This is a genomic window from Erythrobacter sp. KY5, assembly GCF_003264115.1.
Lineage (GTDB): Bacteria > Pseudomonadota > Alphaproteobacteria > Sphingomonadales > Sphingomonadaceae > Erythrobacter.
In genome coordinates, this window is sequence record NZ_CP021912.1 from 1,741,004 (window position 1) to 1,758,160 (window position 17,157).

General features: G+C 57.6%; 15 protein-coding genes. 11 read left to right on the forward strand and 4 right to left on the reverse strand.

All coding sequences use genetic code 11. The features are described from left to right. Positions 1–19: 19 nt before the first annotated feature. Both CD351_RS08225 and CD351_RS08230 read right to left on the reverse strand, forming a co-directional pair. Complete coding sequence (locus CD351_RS08225) at positions 20–853, reverse strand: 2-keto-4-pentenoate hydratase (protein WP_111992183.1); 834 nt, start codon at positions 851–853, stop codon at positions 20–22. Further along, positions 850–1,527: a GntR family transcriptional regulator gene (locus CD351_RS08230; RefSeq protein ID WP_162627661.1), complete on the reverse strand. Its 678-nt coding sequence runs from the start codon at positions 1,525–1,527 to the stop codon at positions 850–852. Before CD351_RS08230 ends, CD351_RS08225 begins: the two co-directional genes overlap by 4 nt. A gap of 99 nt (positions 1,528–1,626) precedes the next feature. On the opposite strand from CD351_RS08230, the gene CD351_RS08235 reads away from it, so the two are divergent. The 8 genes from CD351_RS08235 to CD351_RS08270 all read left to right on the forward strand — a co-directional run bounded on the left by CD351_RS08235 (position 1,627) and on the right by CD351_RS08270 (position 10,495). Then, positions 1,627–2,796, forward strand: a complete 1,170-nt coding sequence (locus tag CD351_RS08235; RefSeq protein ID WP_111992186.1) for a Rieske 2Fe-2S domain-containing protein — start codon at positions 1,627–1,629, stop codon at positions 2,794–2,796. Next, a complete protein-coding gene (locus CD351_RS08240) occupies positions 2,780–3,646 on the forward strand; it encodes an alpha/beta fold hydrolase (RefSeq protein WP_111992187.1) in 867 nt (288 codons plus the stop codon). Before CD351_RS08235 ends, CD351_RS08240 begins: the two co-directional genes overlap by 17 nt. Then, positions 3,643–3,942, forward strand: a complete 300-nt coding sequence (locus tag CD351_RS08245; RefSeq protein WP_111992189.1) for a hypothetical protein — start codon at positions 3,643–3,645, stop codon at positions 3,940–3,942. Before CD351_RS08240 ends, CD351_RS08245 begins: the two co-directional genes overlap by 4 nt. Further along, positions 3,935–4,750 carry a protocatechuate 3,4-dioxygenase gene (locus tag CD351_RS08250; protein ID WP_111993666.1) on the forward strand — a complete coding sequence of 272 codons (816 nt, stop codon included), beginning with the start codon at positions 3,935–3,937 and terminating at the stop codon, positions 4,748–4,750. The genes CD351_RS08245 and CD351_RS08250 overlap by 8 nt, the downstream gene beginning before the upstream one ends. 11 nt (positions 4,751–4,761) lie before the next feature. Further along, entirely contained in the window at positions 4,762–7,080 is a 2,319-nt protein-coding gene (locus tag CD351_RS08255; protein WP_162627662.1) for a TonB-dependent receptor, read from the forward strand. Positions 7,081–7,183: 103 nt separating this feature from the next. Further along, complete coding sequence (locus tag CD351_RS08260; RefSeq protein ID WP_111993667.1) at positions 7,184–8,128, forward strand: acetaldehyde dehydrogenase (acetylating); 945 nt, start codon at positions 7,184–7,186, stop codon at positions 8,126–8,128. Beyond that, a complete protein-coding gene (gene dmpG, locus CD351_RS08265) occupies positions 8,125–9,150 on the forward strand; it encodes a 4-hydroxy-2-oxovalerate aldolase (RefSeq protein WP_111992191.1) in 1,026 nt (341 codons plus the stop codon). Before CD351_RS08260 ends, dmpG begins: the two co-directional genes overlap by 4 nt. 106 nt (positions 9,151–9,256) lie before the next feature. Beyond that, positions 9,257–10,495: an NAD(P)/FAD-dependent oxidoreductase gene (locus tag CD351_RS08270; protein ID WP_111992192.1), complete on the forward strand. Its 1,239-nt coding sequence runs from the start codon at positions 9,257–9,259 to the stop codon at positions 10,493–10,495. A 136-nt stretch (positions 10,496–10,631) separates the two neighbouring features. On the opposite strand, the gene CD351_RS08275 is transcribed toward CD351_RS08270, so the two are convergent. Beyond that, positions 10,632–11,381, reverse strand: a complete 750-nt coding sequence (locus CD351_RS08275) for an SDR family NAD(P)-dependent oxidoreductase (protein ID WP_111992194.1) — start codon at positions 11,379–11,381, stop codon at positions 10,632–10,634. Positions 11,382–11,442: 61 nt separating this feature from the next. Then, on the reverse strand, positions 11,443–12,069 hold the full coding sequence (locus CD351_RS08280; protein ID WP_111992195.1) for a TetR/AcrR family transcriptional regulator: 627 nt from the start codon (positions 12,067–12,069) through the stop codon (positions 11,443–11,445). A gap of 153 nt (positions 12,070–12,222) precedes the next feature. Between CD351_RS08280 and CD351_RS08285 the strand changes: the two genes are divergently transcribed. From CD351_RS08285 to CD351_RS08295, 3 genes are read left to right on the forward strand one after another with little or no spacing between them, the layout of a single operon-like run. Beyond that, complete coding sequence (locus CD351_RS08285) at positions 12,223–14,565, forward strand: TonB-dependent receptor (RefSeq protein ID WP_162627663.1); 2,343 nt, start codon at positions 12,223–12,225, stop codon at positions 14,563–14,565. Between the two features lie 9 nt (positions 14,566–14,574). After that, positions 14,575–15,384 (forward strand): alpha/beta fold hydrolase, encoded by an 810-nt coding sequence (locus CD351_RS08290; RefSeq protein WP_111992197.1) that lies wholly within the window; start codon positions 14,575–14,577, stop codon positions 15,382–15,384. Next, positions 15,381–17,009, forward strand: coding sequence for an NAD(P)/FAD-dependent oxidoreductase (locus CD351_RS08295; protein ID WP_111992198.1), 1,629 nt, complete (start codon positions 15,381–15,383; stop codon positions 17,007–17,009). Before CD351_RS08290 ends, CD351_RS08295 begins: the two co-directional genes overlap by 4 nt. The last annotated feature ends 148 nt before the right edge of the window (positions 17,010–17,157 follow it).

Sequence of the window (17,157 nt, forward strand, 5' to 3'; positions counted from 1 at the left end):
ACGCGGTTTGCTATCGCCTTTAGGATAAGCCGCCGGACGGCTTGTCGTAATTGAATGAAACGCTGCCAAGTCCGTCAATCGCCGCTTCGATATGCGCACTCTCCTGCAACGTGATCATCGGACCCAGAGCTCCGGTCAGAATGATGTCGCCGGCACGCAAATGCTCGCCCTGCTGCGAGAGAGTCGCGGCAAGCCAACCCAGCGCATTTAACGGATGACCAAGGCAGGCCGCGCCTGTTCCGCTCGAGGCGACATCGCCATCGACGGTCATCCGCATTGCGCACCCCGTCATGTCGATATCCTCCGGTCGCTTGCGCTCTTCCCCGAGAACGAACAGCGCTGACGAACCGTTATCGGCGACCGTATCGGCGAATGTGATCTTCCAGTCCGTGATCCGACTATCGACGATTTCGATCGCGGCGACGGCATAGTCGATCGCTTGCACGAGTTGCTCGTGGGAAGGATCGGTCGAAACGATATCGCTTTTCAGAACCACGGCGATTTCCGCTTCCGCCTTGGGCTGGATCAGCGCCGAAGCATCGACGCGTGCCCCTGAGGCGATCTCCATATCGTCGAACAGAACGCCGAAATCCGGTTGATCGACGCCGAGCTGTTGCTGAACGCTTTTGGATGTCAGGCCAATCTTATGGCCCACCTGCTTTCGTCCGCCTTTCAGCCAGTGGCGCGTGTTAAATGCCTGGATCTGATAGGCCGTTTCTGCATCATCCGGTTCCACAACATGGCGCAACGGAGCGACGGGCTGGCCCGCGTAGGCGCGGCGCAAGTCAGCAGCAGTCTGGGCGATTTCCGGTCGCAGTTCATCATCAGACCGTGATGTTGGCGGGTGAGTCATTTTGCCCCTTCAAGCCCTTCGATCTCTTGCGCCAGAAGTCCGGTCCGGCGAACGTGCTGGCGCATCTGGTTTTCGGATTCGGCCGCGTTCCCCCGCAAAAGCATGTCGATGATAGAGAGGTGATCCGCGATCGATTGCTCGCGTCGTTCCACTACAAGCTGATCGAGGAAGCGCTTCCGGTAGACAGGAATGTGGAGCCGTTTGAGAGTTTCCACGAGGCACTTGTTGCCGCTCATCTGGATGATGCCTTCATGAAGCGGCATGTTTTTGTCCATGTGCGTGCGCTCATTGTAGAGCACGTCTTTGCCTTCCCAGATCGCTTTCTGCGCCAGTAGCCAATCACGATGCCCGGCCTCGTCGACCCTGTCTGCGGCGAGCCTTGCGGCGTAACCTTCGAGCTGTTCGCGCACTCCGAAAAGATCGGCAATTTCGACTCGATTGAGTCGCACGACTCTGGCGCCGCGCTGGTGCTTGAGCTCGACGAGACCGTCGCTTTCAAGCTGCATGAATGCATCGCGCACGGCGCTGCGACCGACATCGTATTCGCGCATGAACTCCGCTTCGACGAGGCGTTGTCCCGGCACCAGTTCGCCGCCCAGAATCCGATCACGCAGGCGATCGGCTACGGAGCGCCCAATCTTGATGCTCGCAACTTCGGTCATTGGTACAGTCAAGTTCGTCTCCTAATTACATCGACCAATAATGTCTGACGATTTTGTTTGCAATTCATTTTTGCCGGTTTTATGCGTCGTCTCGAAATAGGGAGAAGCGACATGACCAGCGGCGGCTTTGTTGAACCAGAGATCATTGAAAAGGTTCGCGTTGGCAAAGATTATGTGGCGGCAAAATACGGCTTCAGGAATCACTGGTACCCCGTCCTGCTGAGCAGCGAATTGACTGAGGATAACCCGGTCGCTGCAACCGTTTGCGGCGAAAACATCCTTTTCAATCGCCTCGAAGGTGAAGTGAAGGCGATCAAAGATCAGTGCCTTCACAAAGGCGTGAGGTTCTCGCGGCACCTGGAATGCTACAAAAAAGGGACCGTAACCTGTTGGTACCACGGTTTCACCTATCGCTACGAAGATGGTCAGCTTAATGGCATCGTTGGCGTCCCCGATAGCAAGATCATCGGCACGCGTCGTATCCGCACATATCCGGTCACAGAGGCCAAGGGTGTCGTGTTTGTCTTTGTCGGAGACGAGTACTTCGATGTCCCGCCTCTTTCGCATGATGTCCCCCCGGACTTTCTGGAGGAAGGCTTCACCGTTTGTGGGCGACGCCAGGAGGTTGCTTCGAATTGGCGCGTTGGCTGCGAGAACGGTTTCGATTCGACTCACATCTTCATCCATAAAAACTCGACACTGGTAAAGCATGCCGACCTGGCCTTACCTCTGGGTCTGGTGCCCACCGGGAAGGAGTCCTTCAAAATCCAAGACGAAGATGGTGGACCCAAAGGCGTATTCGACCTGTTCTCGCCGGAGACGGTCAATCCGGTTTTCGAGGGGAAAATCGAGGGCGAGGGCGTGTTGTCGGGCGCAGCGGATGGCAAGAACCTGCTGCCTCACAGCATTTCCATGTGGCTGCCATGTGCGCTGTGTATCAAGCCTTGGCCGGTACCAGAGCTCAAGCAATTCGAATGGTACGTGCCGATCGATGGTGAGCGTCACGTCTACTTCCAGTTCTTGGGCAAATATACCGAAAACGAGGAGGAGGAGCAGGCCTTCGCGAAGGAATTCGAGGAGCGCTGGGTCCCCGAAGCCCTTATCGGCTTCAACGAAGATGACATCTGGGCCCGCGAAGCAACACAGCCATTCTACGCCGACGGTTCGGGTTGGGTGAACGAGCAATTGTTCGAAGCCGACGAGAACATCGTGAAATGGCGCAGGCTCGCTCACAAGCACAATCGCGGATTGCAGGAGCCCAAGCATGTCGATCCAGCCTGAAGCGTCGGTGCCCGCATCGCAGGTGGCAGAATCGCGTTATTTCGTCGCCGACGGGATCGAGACACATTATCTTGAAGCGGGCGATCCAAATGCTCAGACCGTCATCCTCGTCCACGGGGGTGGGGCCGGAGCAAACGCAATGGGTAACTGGGCAGCTTGCATTCCCCTGTTCACTGAGAACTTCCACGTCATTGCGCCGGAAATGGTCGGCTTTGGTGACACCGAAAAGCCCGGCGGCGAATTCGAATACAGCCAAGGCGCGCGCAATCGACACATGGCTGCCTTTATCGAAGGCATGGGCCTTGGTCCTGCCTGCATCGTCGGCAATTCGATGGGCGGGGCAACCGCTCTCGGGGTGGCAATGGAGCGTCCCGAGCTGATAGACCGGCTGGTCTTGATGGGAAGCGCTGGGCTGAACGCGCAGATCACTCCTTCAATGGCGCCAATCCTGAATTATGACTTCACGTTTGAGGGGATGCGCCGTCTTGTCGCCGCTCTAACCGGTCCGAAATACGAGGCGACCGAGGAAATCCTCGCATCGCGCTATGAGAGTTCCATTCGGCCCGATGCCAGGGCGGCCTACGGAAAAACCATGGCGTGGATCGGGGAGCAGGGCGGCCTGTTCTACGAGGAAGACGCGATCGCCGCCGTCAAGCATCAGACGCTTGTCGTAAGCGGAAAGGACGATCTGGTCGTGCCGTTCGACAGGGGCGTGCGGTTCCTCGAATTGCTGGAAAACTCACGCGGTTATTTCATGCCGCATATCGGCCACTGGGTGATGATCGAAGCCCCCGAGGAATTCGTCGATGTGGTGACCTCTTTCCTGCAGATCGACGAGGAGCAGCTATGAGCAACCCACGGCAAAACCAGCACCACCAGCTTAATCAGATGATCCGCCAACTGACAGGTGATCCACAGTTGCGTGATCGCTTCATGGCCGATGCGGCGGCAGTGTTCGCCGAGTTTGGCCTCTCTGACCAGGAAATCGCAGCTCTCGAGGACGGCAGTATCGAGGCACTCGAGGGGGTTGCGGTCCATCCCCTCCTGCGGATGCATTGGAGCATGGCGTCTCAGCCGGAAGTCGCCGCGACCATGTCGGTCGAGGAATATCTGCCTCGTTTCAAGGAGGGTGCAGCCAATGGCTGAGATCGTAGGGGGCTTTGCCAGCTCGCATATTCTCATGTCGTCCAATGGCGTGGAAGACCAGGCTAACCGTGTTGTCGAGGGCATGGTCGAAATCGGAAAGCGCATTCGCTCGCTTAAACCCGACGTCATTCTCGTCGCGACCAATGACCACATGTTCAATGAGTCGTTGGCCATGCAGGCGCCGTTCTCGATAGGTGTGGCCGACACGTACACGCCATTTGGCGACCTCGGAGTGCCGCAGGTGCCGCGCCCGGGGCATCGGGCCTTCGCCGAAGAATTGCTCGGCCACACGGCAGGTAACGGATTTGACCTTGCCAAGATCGAAAAACTTAATCCAGATCACGGCGTCAGCGTGCCGATGCTGTTCGCCGATCCCGACAACACCATCCCACTCGTTCCGCTTTATCTCAATCTCATCATGAAGCCGACCCCGACACCGCGTCGGTGCTGGGATTTGGCGCGCGAAGTCAATCGCTTCGTTACCGAAAGCTGCACGACAGTGGAGCGGGTCGTCGTCTTGGGAGCCGGTGGTTTGTCGCACTGGGTCGGAGAGCGCCATGTCGGCGTCAACGAGGGTTGGGACCGCACATTGCTGGCTGATTTCGAAGAAGGTCGCTTCGAAAAATACGTAAACCTGACTCCTGCGGAGATCGAGCTCGCCAGTGGGAATGGCGGCCTTGAGATCATCCATTGGCTGTTCATGGCAGGCGCCGTTGGCGCGGAGAGATCCGAGGTCCTCTACTACGAACCGATGGTCGAATGGATGACCGGCATGGGAGGGATAGCTGCCGTAAAAACAGCTGCTTGAGGGGAAAAATCGTGAGAACTACAACTACCGGATCAAAGTTCAGCGTAACGCTGTCTTCGTCGCTCGCAGCCTTGGCAATTTCGCTGGGATACTCAGCACCTGCTTTGGCTCAACAGGCCGAAGAAATCTCTTCCTCGGTGCAGGAAACCGGGCAGGCACCCGAGAGTGACTCGCTAGGCGTTATCATCGTAACGGCGCGCAAGTTCGAAGAAAACATCCAGGAGACCCCGATCGCCATCACAGCCTTGACAGGAGACGAGCTTCAGGCACGCCAGATCGATTCGACAGTGGGGCTCGACCGGATCGCGCCAAATCTCGTCGTTTCGCAGGGGCAGGGCGTGTCAGGTAACAGCTCCGCAGGGTCCTACTTCGTTCGCGGCATCGGTCAGCTCGACTTCCTGCTTAACACTGATCCGGGCGTAGGCCTCTATGTCGACGGCGTTTACATCGCTCGTTCGATAGGCTCGATCATCGAATTGATCGACCTGGAACGGGTGGAGGTTCTGCGTGGACCCCAGGGAACGCTTTTTGGTCGCAATACGATCGGTGGTGCGATCAGCATGGTTTCTCGCAAACCCTCGCGCACTTTCCAGGGTGAGGCAGAGCTTACGGTTGGTTCTTTTGATCGCGTCGATGCACGCGTTCAGGTGGAAGGACCGCTGGGCGATTCCATCGCTGCAAAATTGGGCGTCTTGTACCGTGACCGCGATGGATGGGTGGACCGGATTACCGATGGTACCACTCTGGGCGACGAGGAATCCATTGCGATACGCGGAGCGATCAGCTTTGAGCCGTCGGACAGGGTCACGGTTGATGTCATCGCCGAGTATCTGGACTCCGAGGGGACCTCTCCTCCGGCAAATGTCGTTCAGATCGTCGAGTCGGCAGCTTTCCCGTCCTTCGTAAACGGAGCTTTGGTGGGACCACCTTGCGTTCCTCCGCCTAGCCCCCTCGACAACCCGGCATGTTTGAATTCCCAATATGAAGCGGACGATCTGTTCGAAGAGCGAGGGACCTTCAACTCGTTCCAGAGCACCGAAGTCCTCGGCGTCTCGGCCACGATCAATTGGGAGGTGAGTGACGGACTCACCATCAAGTCGATCACCGGCTATCGGGATACTTCGGCGGTCGGAAACCGCGATGGCGACCATACGCCTTTTGTCATCCAGAACACGTCAGACACTTTCGAGCATGAGCAGTTCAGTCAGGAAATTCAATTCCTCGGCTCTCTGTTCGATGAACGTGTCCGTTATGTCTTGGGCGGTTTCTACTTTAGCGAGAAAGGCGAAAACCTGAGCTTTATCGACTTCCCCGTTGTCTCCTTCCAGAGTGGCGGATCGGTCGACAATGAGAACTTGGCAATGTTCGGACAGGCTACTTGGGACATTACCGATCAGCTGGCGTTCACTGCAGGCTTGCGCTGGACGGAGGAGACCAAGACCTTCTTGCCTGATCAGTTCATCACGCGCGACGTGACCGGAGCCTTCCCGCCCGGTTCTGTCCCGGGCTTCCGGCTGGTGCCGTTTACGGTCAGCGAGATCGATATCAGCGAAGTCCAGCCGATGTTCAATATTTCTTACGACATCGTGCCTGAACTGATGGTCTATGCGACCTACTCGGAAGGCTTCAAATCAGGGGGTTTTACACAACGCATCTTCCCGCCACTGCCTGCACCCCCCTCGTTTGGACCGGAGTTCGCGACCAGCTACGAAGTTGGCTTCAAGTCAACTCTGGCCGGCGGCCTCGTTCGTTTCAACGGTGCCGGGTTCTACACCGACTACGCCGATATTCAGACCATCGTGTTTCGCGGGGTGCAGCCGCTGACGGAGAATGCGGGGGATGCTGAGATCAAGGGATTCGAGCTCGAACTGGAGGCGCTTCCCGCAGACGGACTCAACATCCGGGCAGCTGTCGGTTATCTCGATGCGAGATTCACGAGCCTCGATCCAGCGGTGCTGGTGACTGGTGTCAATCTCGACAGCGAGTTTCCGCAAGTGCCCGAATGGAGCGCGAATTTCGGAATTTCCTATGAGATCGAAAATGTGGGGCCGGGCACGCTAACGCCGCGCGTCGATCTTTCATGGCGCGACGGGGTCTTCCTCGATGCGGCCAACACCCCGGCGATTTTCCAGCCTGACTACGCCCTGCTCAACGCATCGCTCAATTGGGAATCGTATAGCGGGTCATGGCTCGTCTCGCTCTTTGCCCAGAACATCACCGACCAATCCTATATCGTCGGCGGTTTCGCTGATCTGACCGATCAGGGTTACGCCGAGGTGCAGGTTGGCCGACCGTTTGAAGCTGGGTTCTCGGTCATGAGGCGCTTCTAACGCCTTGCACGACTGAACCGGTTCGGACCCCGGCGCTCGACTGCATTGGCGCGATACGGCGCAGCGCTGGGGCACTGCGGCTGCCATCACCTGGAGAAGAATGATGGGCAAACAAACGAAGGTTGCGATCATTGGTTCGGGCAATATCGGCACCGATCTCATGATCAAGATCAAGCGCCTGTCCGACGTCCTTGAGGTTGCGGCCATGGTGGGCATTGATCCCGCATCGGATGGCCTTGCGCGGGCCAAGAGGATGGGGATTGCCGTCACGCACGAAGGGATCGATGGGCTCGTTGCATTGCCCGAATGGCAGGATATCGAGATCGTCTTCGACGCGACCAGCGCCGCTGCACACAAACGGCACAGCGAAGCGACGCTGGCTGCCGGGAAGCGAATGGTCGATCTAACCCCCGCCGCCATCGGTCCCTACGTTATCCCTCCAATCAATGGCGACGCCAATCTTGACGCAGATAATGTGAACATGGTTACCTGCGGCGGGCAGGCCACGATTCCCATCGTCGCCGCCGTCGGAAAGGTCGCCAAGGTCCATTACGGAGAGATTGTCGCCTCCATCGCGAGCAAAAGCGCAGGGCCCGGCACCCGCGCAAACATCGACGAATTTACCGAGACCACCTCGCAGGCAATTGTAGATGTCGGAGGGGCCTCTCGCGGCAAAGCCATCATCATTCTGAACCCAGCGGAGCCGCCGCTCATCATGCGCGACACAATATATTGCCTGTGCGAGGAGGCTGATCGTGAAGCCATCCGCGATAGCGTCGAAGACATGGTCCGGCAGGTCCAATCCTACGTGCCGGGCTATCGTCTCAAACAGGCGGTGCAATTCGAGCACATCGGATCAAACCGGCCCCTATATATCCCCGAAATGGACGCCAAGTTCACCGGGCTGAAAGTCTCGGTGTTCCTCGAAGTCGAAGGCGCGGCGCATTACTTGCCCGCCTACGCTGGCAATCTTGACATCATGACCTCCGCTGCGATGAAGACGGCAGAGAAAATGGCTGCGCGCCTTACCGAAGGAGCGGCAGCATGAGCGCGACACAGCCCAAAACCAGACTTTACATTCAGGATGTCACCCTTCGCGACGGGATGCATGCCATCCGGCATCAATATTCAATCTCGCATGTCCAACAGATCGCCAAGGCTCTCGACGCCTCTGGGGTCGATGCGATCGAAATCGCTCACGGCGACGGCTTGCAGGGGTCTAGCTTCAATTACGGTTTCGGCTCCAACACCGATTGGAACTGGATCGAAGCCGCAGCCGACGTGCTCGAACATGCAGTTCTCACGACGCTTCTCTTGCCCGGGATCGGGACGGTCCATGACTTGAAACAGGCTCATGCACTGGGGGTGCGCTCGGTGAGGGTCGCGACCCATTGCACCGAAGCCGACGTCGCCAAACAGCATATCGAGGCGGCGCGTGCTCTCGATATGGATGTTTCGGGTTTCTTGATGATGAGCCACATGGCCGACCCTGAAACCCTCGCCGGGCAGGCGAAGCTGATGGAAAACTACGGCGCCCACTGCGTGTATGTGACTGATAGCGGCGGTGCGATGCACATGGATCAATATGCCGAACGGCTTAAAGCCTATGATCGAGTGCTGAAACCGGAAACGCAGCGCGGGGTCCATGCGCACCACAATCTGTCCCTCGGTGTCGCCAACTCTATCGTCGCGGTTCAGAACGGTGCTGTCCGCGTCGATGCAAGTTTGACCGGGATGGGCGCGGGCGCAGGAAACGCTCCTCTCGAGGTTTTTATCGCTGCGGCGGATCGGTACGGCTGGGAACACGGGTGCGACCTGCATGGGCTGATGGATGCCGCCGAAGATCTGGTCCGTCCCCTGCAGGACCGCCCGGTACGCGTTGATCGGGAAACCCTAACGCTTGGCTATGCGGGCGTTTATTCCAGCTTCCTTCGTCACGCCGAAAAGGCTGCGCAGGACAACGGGATCGATACGCGCACGATCCTTGAGGAGGTGGGACGGCGCAAAATGGTCGGGGGCCAAGAGGATATGATCGTGGATATCGCGCTCGATCTTGCTCAGCGGTCTTAGGGTTGCTGACTGAGGGGCCCCCAGCTCATTCCTTCGCGACCAAGCGCAACTCACCATCCTCCCTCACATGGCGAACTATTCGTCGTCCGAATGACGGAGTTATTGAATGCGGTATGATGTTGTCATCGTGGGCGCGGGCCACGCCGGAGCCCATGCGGCGACCGAGCTAAGGAAGGCGGGCTTTGCCGGTTCGATCCTCATGATGGATGCCGGGAGCGAGTGGCCTCACGAGAGACCCCCGTTGTCCAAAGAATACCTGGCCGGAGAAAAAACCTTCGAGAGACTGATGTTTCGGCCGACCTCGTTCTGGAACGAGCAGCAAATCGCGTTTTTGCCGGGCGCGGTCGTTTCCGGTGTCGATGCTAACGCCAAAATGGTCTCGCTGAGCGATGGTAAACGGGTCGATTACGGAACGCTAGTCTGGGCCGCGGGCGGTCATGCGCGAAAGCTCGCTTGCGAAGGTTCCGAGCTTGAGGGGATCCTTTCCATCCGCAGGGCCAGCGACACCGACCAGATCATTAAGAGCATCGAACGCGGGGCGAAGCGGGTGGTCGTCATCGGAGGCGGCTATATCGGTTTGGAAGCGGCGGCAACTTTGAGCGGGCTCGGGTGCGAGACAACAGTGATTGAGGCGACGAGCAGATTGCTGGGGCGGGTCACGTGTGAACCCATCAGCCGCTTCTACGAGCAGCAGCACCGCGCACGCGGAGTAGACGTTCGCCTGAACTCCTCGGTCGCTCGGATTGAAGGAGCAGCCGGGCGCGCCGATCGCGTCATTCTCTCTTCGGGCGAGGCCTTGGAGGCCGATCTCGTGATCGCGGGGATTGGCATCCTTCCGACCATAGAACCATTGGTTCACGCAGGCGCTGCCAGTGATAACGGAGTTATAGTGAATGAACGTTGCGAGACATCGTTGCCCGATATCTTTGCAATCGGCGACTGCGCCGCCCGGCTGAACTGCTGGTCCGGATCGACTTATATTCGGATGGAAAGTATCCATAGCGCAACCGAGATGGCTCGTATTGCGGCACTTGCGATTTGTGAAGCGCCAATACCACCACCAGGCATACCTTGGTTTTGGTCAAACCAATTCGACTTGAGACTTCAAACACTCGGTATTTTCAACGATTTTGACGATCAAGTTATGCGTGGTAATCCGATGAAACGCAGCTTTAGCGTGGTCTACTTGAAGGATCGACGCGTAATCGCGATGGATTGTATCAACGCGACAAGGGATTTTGCGCAAGGCCGACTGCTTGTCGGGAAGAATGCAGAAGTAGACCCTGCTAGGTTGGTCGATCCGAAAGTGCCTTTGAAAGAAGTTGCCAGATCCGTAACATCTTGAGCCTCTGGGTCGTATGGTGGTCCTCGGTACGATCTTGATCTTGCGCGCTGACCGCCTGATTGTCCCGCGTTGTGGCCTTGATATGGAGGCATGTGCAAGTTTTCGGCCAGGGGAGCGTCGCGCCTAGCAGTGCGCCCTATGCGCTATAGCCTCCATCGACAGCGATGATCTGGCCATTCATGTAGCTTGATTGGTCGCTAGCCAGGAAAGAGGCGAGTGCGGCGACCTCCTCGGGTTGTCCCATGCGCGGCATTGGCGTGCGGTTCATGCATAGTTCGATGACGCCCTTCGCTGTTTCGTCGACTTCGAAAGAGGAGTGCACAATACCAGCGTCAATGACGCCCGGCGCAATGGCATTCAATCGCACCCCACTATCATGAACTTCGCGAGCGAGCTGCCTGACGATCCCCATGAGCGCGGTCTTTGGTATGCCGGACATTCCGTCATTTTCCAGAGTGCGCAACACAGCCGTGGTCAGGAGTTGGACGATTGAGCCACCGCCCTCGCTCCCCAAAACGCGCATCGCCGCGGTCAGAACATTGTACCCGCCAAGAACGTCTGTTTCCATGATTGACCAGAACACGTCCGAGGAGACATCCTTCAGCGGTTTGAGAGGGATTGCAGGCCCGACCGCGTTAATCACGCTTATGATGCGTCCATCCTCCGGCGGAGCCAGGAAACACTCCACCGATCCTGCATCGCGCGTATCGATTTGCCGAGCGACGACTCGAACGTCTCCAGCCGAAAGCCTCGCCGCCATTGTTTCAGCCTTTTCTGCAGACGAATGATAACCAAGAACGACGCTGTTTCCGTCGCTAACCAAACGTTCGACGATCGCCGCTCCGAGTCCTCCGGTCCCTCCTATCACTGCTGCATAGTTCGTCATGTAAAGCCGCTCCAATCACTATTTTCTTGTAGATAGTTGTTACCAATCCGAAGGCTACTCATCAGACCGCATAGCGATGCTCAAGCGTCTCCTTGAACGCGGTCAGTCGCTCAACGATAATCACTTCTTCCGGTGAGACGATCCACTGGTAAATCGCGCCGAAAATGAATGCGAGGAATTCACCCGCCGCGACATCTGGGTCGATGTCGTTGCTCACGGTTCCATCCGCCATCCCCTGCTGCAGCCAGTGCGCAGCGTCTTGACGATAGGCCGAATGATACCTGCCCAATCGCTCGCGAATGTTTGTATGACTAGCTACCGACTCAAACCATAAAACGTAGATTGCCTTCATCCGCGCCGGGTCGGAACGGATAAAATCTGCGACCACGTCCAAGGCAATGCAAAGCGCCTGCACACCATACGCTTCTCCGACACGCTCGGTGATCGATGTGCGCCAACGCGTATTGAAGTCTATGATCAACCTCTCGAACAACTGTTCCTTCGTGCCGAAACGATTGCTCGCCAGACCTCTGCTAAAACCGGCGCGCTCGCCAATGTCTTTGAGGGTCGTGTTCTGCGCTCCACCTTCGCAAATCAGCTCAAGGGCTGCCTGATACATCCTGCCATCCGACCGTGCGGTCCGCTCTCCTTGGGTCAAACGCTGCTTTCGTTGGGGAGCCTGGGCCATCTAATATCCTCGTGTCATGGGTCGGTGTAACCAACAAACTGCCCGCCCGCAAGATACATGCTTGCAGCAAGCAAGTAAATGTGCTTCCTGTTTAGCCGGAGTATCGCACGAGCAATGCTCAGCACCAAAAGAGTGCAATTGGGGAGAGATATCATGCAGGCAAATCTATGCCGAACGGCTGTCGCGGCTTTGCTGACCAGCGCCTCTTTTCTGGCCGCTCCGGCAGCCTTTGCGCAGTCTCAGCCGACTGTTGGCGAACAGGACGAGCAAGCAGAAGAGGAAAGCGGCGTCATCGTCGTGACAGCGCGGCGTACGTCGGAGACCTTGATCGAGGCTCCTGTCGCCGTCTCTGCGTTCTCAGCCGAGCAGATTCTCGATGCCGGTATCGAGCGCCCTTCTGATTTCGCTCAGCTCGTACCTAACCTGCTTCTCGTGGACACGGCGGAAGCCGGGGACACACAGGTCATCATCCGCGGGATCATCAATGCGCGCGACGTGGATCCTTCCTATGCACTGGTTGTGGATGGAGTTCTCCAGCCCGATACGTTTGCGCTCAACAGAGATCTCGTTGGCATCGAACAGATTGAAGTCGTCAAAGGTCCGGTCAGCTCCCTCTACGGGCGCAACGCAGTTGGTGGAGCGATCCTCATCACGACAAAGCGTCCGAGCGATACGTTTGAAGGGAATTTCACGGCCGAATATGGCAACGGCGACCATGTCAGGCTTGCAGGAATAGTCAGCGGCCCGGTTACGGACGGTCTCTACTTCAGCGTGGCCTCTTCATACACAGATCGCGATGGCGTCATCGACAATGAGCTTGGCGGCACCATGGACTACTATGAGGAGGCGCGCGTGCGTGGCCGCCTGCTTTGGGAGTTCACGCCTGATGCCTCGCTCGATCTCATCGGTGAATATGCTGACATCGATGGCAGTTCGATCATCTTCCAGTATCAAAGCCCACTGCAGCCGCAATTTGCCATCGGCATCGACGTCAATGATACCAGCTTGCCTTATGCCCCGAATGTTGATTCCATCAATTTCGCTGAACGCCTTGACCTGACCGCCAAACTCGATTGGGATTTCGGGCCTGTGGAGCTGTTTGCAGCGGTTGGCTATAACGAGAATGAGAACAAGCTCGGCTCCGACTTTCTCATCCGGCTTTCAGGTGCAACGCCAACCGGGGTGATCTTTGAAGGTCTAAATGACGATTTCTCGGTAAACAACCCGTTCGGCATTCTGGGCTATACACCCTTTCCCGGAACTATCGCTTACCAACAGCGAGATGGTGAGGCCTTGACGGCCGAGGCGCGGCTTTCGGGCGAGTTCTTCGATGGTTTGAGCTGGACCACAGGCATCTATGCCGCTGATATCGAGCGGACTACGCTTGTCTCCGTCCAGCTTGATCCGGGCGACGGTTCGATCCAGCTTCAAAATCCAGGCCCGCAGACATTGAACGTCAGCGAGTTCCAGACGACTGAAACCGATGTGTTCTCGGTCTACGCGCAGCTCATCTACGACATCATACCAGAGCTGGAAATTGCATTCTCGGGTCGCTTCGACCGCGAGGAGCGTGTTGCCACCAATCTGCTCGATCCAGCCTTTGCACCGGTGCCGACGATCAATGTTCCGGTAGGTTTTGCCAGAGAGGCGGAGTTTGATCGCTTCCAGCCGCGCTTTTCGCTGCGCTGGGCTCCTACAGATAGTTTCTCCTTGTACGGAAGCTACGGAGAGGCTTTCCGGGCTGGCGGATTTAATCAGGCAGGTACACGCGATACGGTACTTGCAATCGATTTTGCTGGCGTGGATCCAGCTGCGATCAACATCTTCGACGACTATCAAGAGGAAGTCGTCAAGGGCTGGGAGGCTGGCTTCAAGTCCCGTTTTGCAGGCGGCACTGTACAGCTCAATGGCGCGGTCTTTCTAACCGACACGACGAATTCCCAGTCGTTTGAATTTACACCAATTACCTCGTCTCGGACGCGAGTGAACATCGATGAGACGCAGATCAAGGGCTTCGAGATCGACGCACTTTGGCAGGCTACTGATGCTCTGACGTTCACCGCCGCCTATGGCTATGTCAAGGCGACGGTTGAGGAATATACCCCCAATCCGGCAGCCGTTGGCAATCGCCTGCCTTCCGTTCCGAAATCCACGCTAAACCTAGGGGCGCAGTTGGATGTGCCGTTAAGTGATAGGATGAACCTTGTCGGCCGCGCGGATTACCAACGCATCGGCGAAACGCCTTGGGATATCAACGGAGCAGCTGGCACAGTCAGAGATCCGGTCAATCTGCTGGGTGCACGGCTCGGTGTCGAGATCAATGATTTCACGGTAACCGCGTGGGTGACCAACCTGCTCGACGAAGAGTATTATCAGGAAAACATCATCCTTTATTCAGAGGCGCCAAGTCCGACGACGCCCGTTTCGGCAATCGCCAATACGATGTCGCCGGGTGAGCCGAGGCGCTTCGGAATTCAGCTCTCCTACGACTTTTAAGGACGCGGTATGGCATATCTCGATCGTGAAGGTGGCCGGCTTTTCTACCAGGACAGGGCGGGAGAAAAGCGGCCAATCATCCTCATTCATGGATGGTCGGCTGCTCTCACGGTCTGGGATACGGTGAGCGACGCCCTGGTCCGCGCCGGTCACCGGGTGATCGCCTTCGATCAGCGCGGATGCGGCGACAGCGACAAGGATTTCGGGTCTGCGACCTTGGAGGACAGTATTGAGGACGCTCTCGCGCTGGCCGAACATCTCGGGCTGCGTGGCACAGTCTTCAATGGCTGGTCGCTGGGCGGCGCGGTTGCTCTCGGTGCTGCGTCCAGATCGCCAGATGCTGCCGGCCTGGTTCTCACCTGCGGCGCTGCGCCCCGCTACACACAGGTGGATGATTTTCCGTATGGTGGCACAGTCGCAGATGTCGAAGGGGTGGTGGCTGCACTTCAACAGGACAGGCCGGGCACGTTCCGCGGTGTAGCGGCCGCTGTTTGCGCAAAGCCGATGGCTGACGGTGTCGTCGACTGGATTTGGCAGACGTTCCTGCGAAGTGGTCCGATCGCCAACCAGGCTATTCTCGATCTAGCCCATTCGGACCAGCGAGAAGCGCTGAGCAGTCTTTCGATACCGCTGTTGAGCATCACCGGCGAGCATGACAATTTCGTCGCCCCAGACATCGGCAAATTTGCCGCAGAGACAGCCCCTCATGGCAAGCAAGTGCATTTCGCCGATTGCGGCCATGCCCCATTCCTCGAAGATTTTCCGGGCTACTTGGATGCTGTTTTGGATTTTCTTGCAACGATCGGTGATCGAGAATGAGTCAAGCAGAACGTAAATCTGAAACGAGCGAACATCTCGATGCAGAGGTTGTCATTATCGGTGCCGGATTTGCTGGCATCCGTGCGCTGTTGGAAATGCGCAAGCGCGGCAGGACGGCGAAGGTTTTCGACGCGGCGAGCGACGTTGGTGGAACTTGGTACTGGAACAAATATCCGGGTGCGCGCACCGATTCCGAAGCGTGGGCCTATTGCTACGCGATGTCGGACGAATTGCAGGACGATTGGGTCTGGCCCGACCGAATGCCCAGCCAAAAACACGTGCAGGCCTATCTCAGCCATGTCGCGGACCGGTTCGACCTTCGCAAGGACATCCAGTTCAACACGCAAATCACGGGCGCCTCCTACGATGAGGATAACAGGAGCTGGGAGATTGCGACTAAAGATGGCGAGAGGTTTCGCAGCCGCTATCTAATCAGCGCCATGGGCTGGCTTTCGGTTGCAAACCGTCCCGATTTTCCCGGCGAAGACACGTTTTCGGGCGAAATCTATCGCTCGTCATCATGGCCGGATCACGACGTCGACTTTTCGAACAAGCGTGTCGGAATAATCGGCAGCGGGTCGACAGCCGTGCAGATGCTACCCATCGTCGCGAGGCTGGCCGATCATGTGAAGCTGTTCCAGCGCACACCGAATTACGTCCTGCCCAGCCGCAACCGCCCCCTGGACGAGCATGACCGCGCGAGCCTCGCCAAGGAACGCGAAGAAAATTGGAGCCTTGTGCGACAGCAGGTCTTCGCGTTCCCGATGGTGACCTCGGAACGCGTGTTCGATTCTGTCGATGATGCCGAGCGCGAAAAAATATTTGAAGCAGGCTGGGAAGCGGGCGGCTTCCGCTTCCTGTTCGAGACGTTCGGCGATATTCTGGTGGACGAGCGATCGAACGCGGCCGCTGCGGATTTCATTCGCCGCAGGATCCGCGCCATCGTGAAGGATCCGAAGACGGCAGAGCTGCTCTGCCCCGATTACCCCTTCGCCCTCAAGCGCCCGCCTTTGGGCTCGCATTATTTCGAAGCCTTCAACCGCGACAATGTCGAACTTGTCGATGTGAGTACGCAAGCGATCAAGAAGATTACCGAGTCCGGCCTGGTCGCTGGTGGCGGGCATCACGATCTCGACATGATCATCTTTGCCACCGGTTTCGATGCAGTCACCGGGCCAATGATGGCGGTGGACGTTAAGGGGCGCGGGGGCGTCAGCATTCGGGATAAATGGGCGGCAGGCCCGCAGACTTATCTCGGCCTGATGACAGACCAGTTTCCCAACATGTTCATCATGACCGGCCCGCAGGTTCCTTTCGCGAACCTACCGCCGATCGCAGAAACGAGTGCCGTTTGGATCGCGGATCTGATGGACTCTGTCAGCGATAAGGGCGGCGTGGCTGCAGAACCGCGTGCCGAGGCCGTGCAGGGGTGGGTCGACACCGTGAATGCGACGCTGGATGCCACCCTGCTCGGCGGCGGTGCCGAACTGCGCAGCTGGTTCATGGGCGCAAACATTCCCGGCAAGGTGCAGACGCCGCTCTTCTATTTCGGCGGCGCAGGCGCCTTCTTCGATCAGATGGAACAGGTCAGCCGGGACGGGTTCGTCGACATCAAGATATCGTAGCGTAGCTTACTCGACTTGCGAGCTTCGCGACCCCATTCCAGAAACAGCATAGCCTCCGAGGCGAGTATGCGATCCGGTCAATCGCCTCGCCGCACTTGAAGTCCGTTTTTGACAGGTCTTCGGAGGCCAGCGGACCGACCGCATTCGG

Coding starts and splice junctions, on each gene's coding strand:
- CD351_RS08225 (WP_111992183.1), bottom strand. CDS start 853: ATGACTCACCCGCCAACATCACGGTCTGATGATGAACTGCGACCGGAA.
- CD351_RS08235 (WP_111992186.1), top strand. CDS start 1,627: ATGACCAGCGGCGGCTTTGTTGAACCAGAGATCATTGAAAAGGTTCGC.
- CD351_RS08240 (WP_111992187.1), top strand. CDS start 2,780: ATGTCGATCCAGCCTGAAGCGTCGGTGCCCGCATCGCAGGTGGCAGAA.
- CD351_RS08245 (WP_111992189.1), top strand. CDS start 3,643: ATGAGCAACCCACGGCAAAACCAGCACCACCAGCTTAATCAGATGATC.
- CD351_RS08250 (WP_111993666.1), top strand. CDS start 3,935: ATGGCTGAGATCGTAGGGGGCTTTGCCAGCTCGCATATTCTCATGTCG.
- CD351_RS08260 (WP_111993667.1), top strand. CDS start 7,184: ATGGGCAAACAAACGAAGGTTGCGATCATTGGTTCGGGCAATATCGGC.
- dmpG (WP_111992191.1), top strand. CDS start 8,125: ATGAGCGCGACACAGCCCAAAACCAGACTTTACATTCAGGATGTCACC.
- CD351_RS08270 (WP_111992192.1), top strand. CDS start 9,257: ATGCGGTATGATGTTGTCATCGTGGGCGCGGGCCACGCCGGAGCCCAT.
- CD351_RS08275 (WP_111992194.1), bottom strand. CDS start 11,381: ATGACGAACTATGCAGCAGTGATAGGAGGGACCGGAGGACTCGGAGCG.
- CD351_RS08280 (WP_111992195.1), bottom strand. CDS start 12,069: ATGGCCCAGGCTCCCCAACGAAAGCAGCGTTTGACCCAAGGAGAGCGG.
- CD351_RS08285 (WP_162627663.1), top strand. CDS start 12,223: ATGCAGGCAAATCTATGCCGAACGGCTGTCGCGGCTTTGCTGACCAGC.
- CD351_RS08290 (WP_111992197.1), top strand. CDS start 14,575: ATGGCATATCTCGATCGTGAAGGTGGCCGGCTTTTCTACCAGGACAGG.
- CD351_RS08295 (WP_111992198.1), top strand. CDS start 15,381: ATGAGTCAAGCAGAACGTAAATCTGAAACGAGCGAACATCTCGATGCA.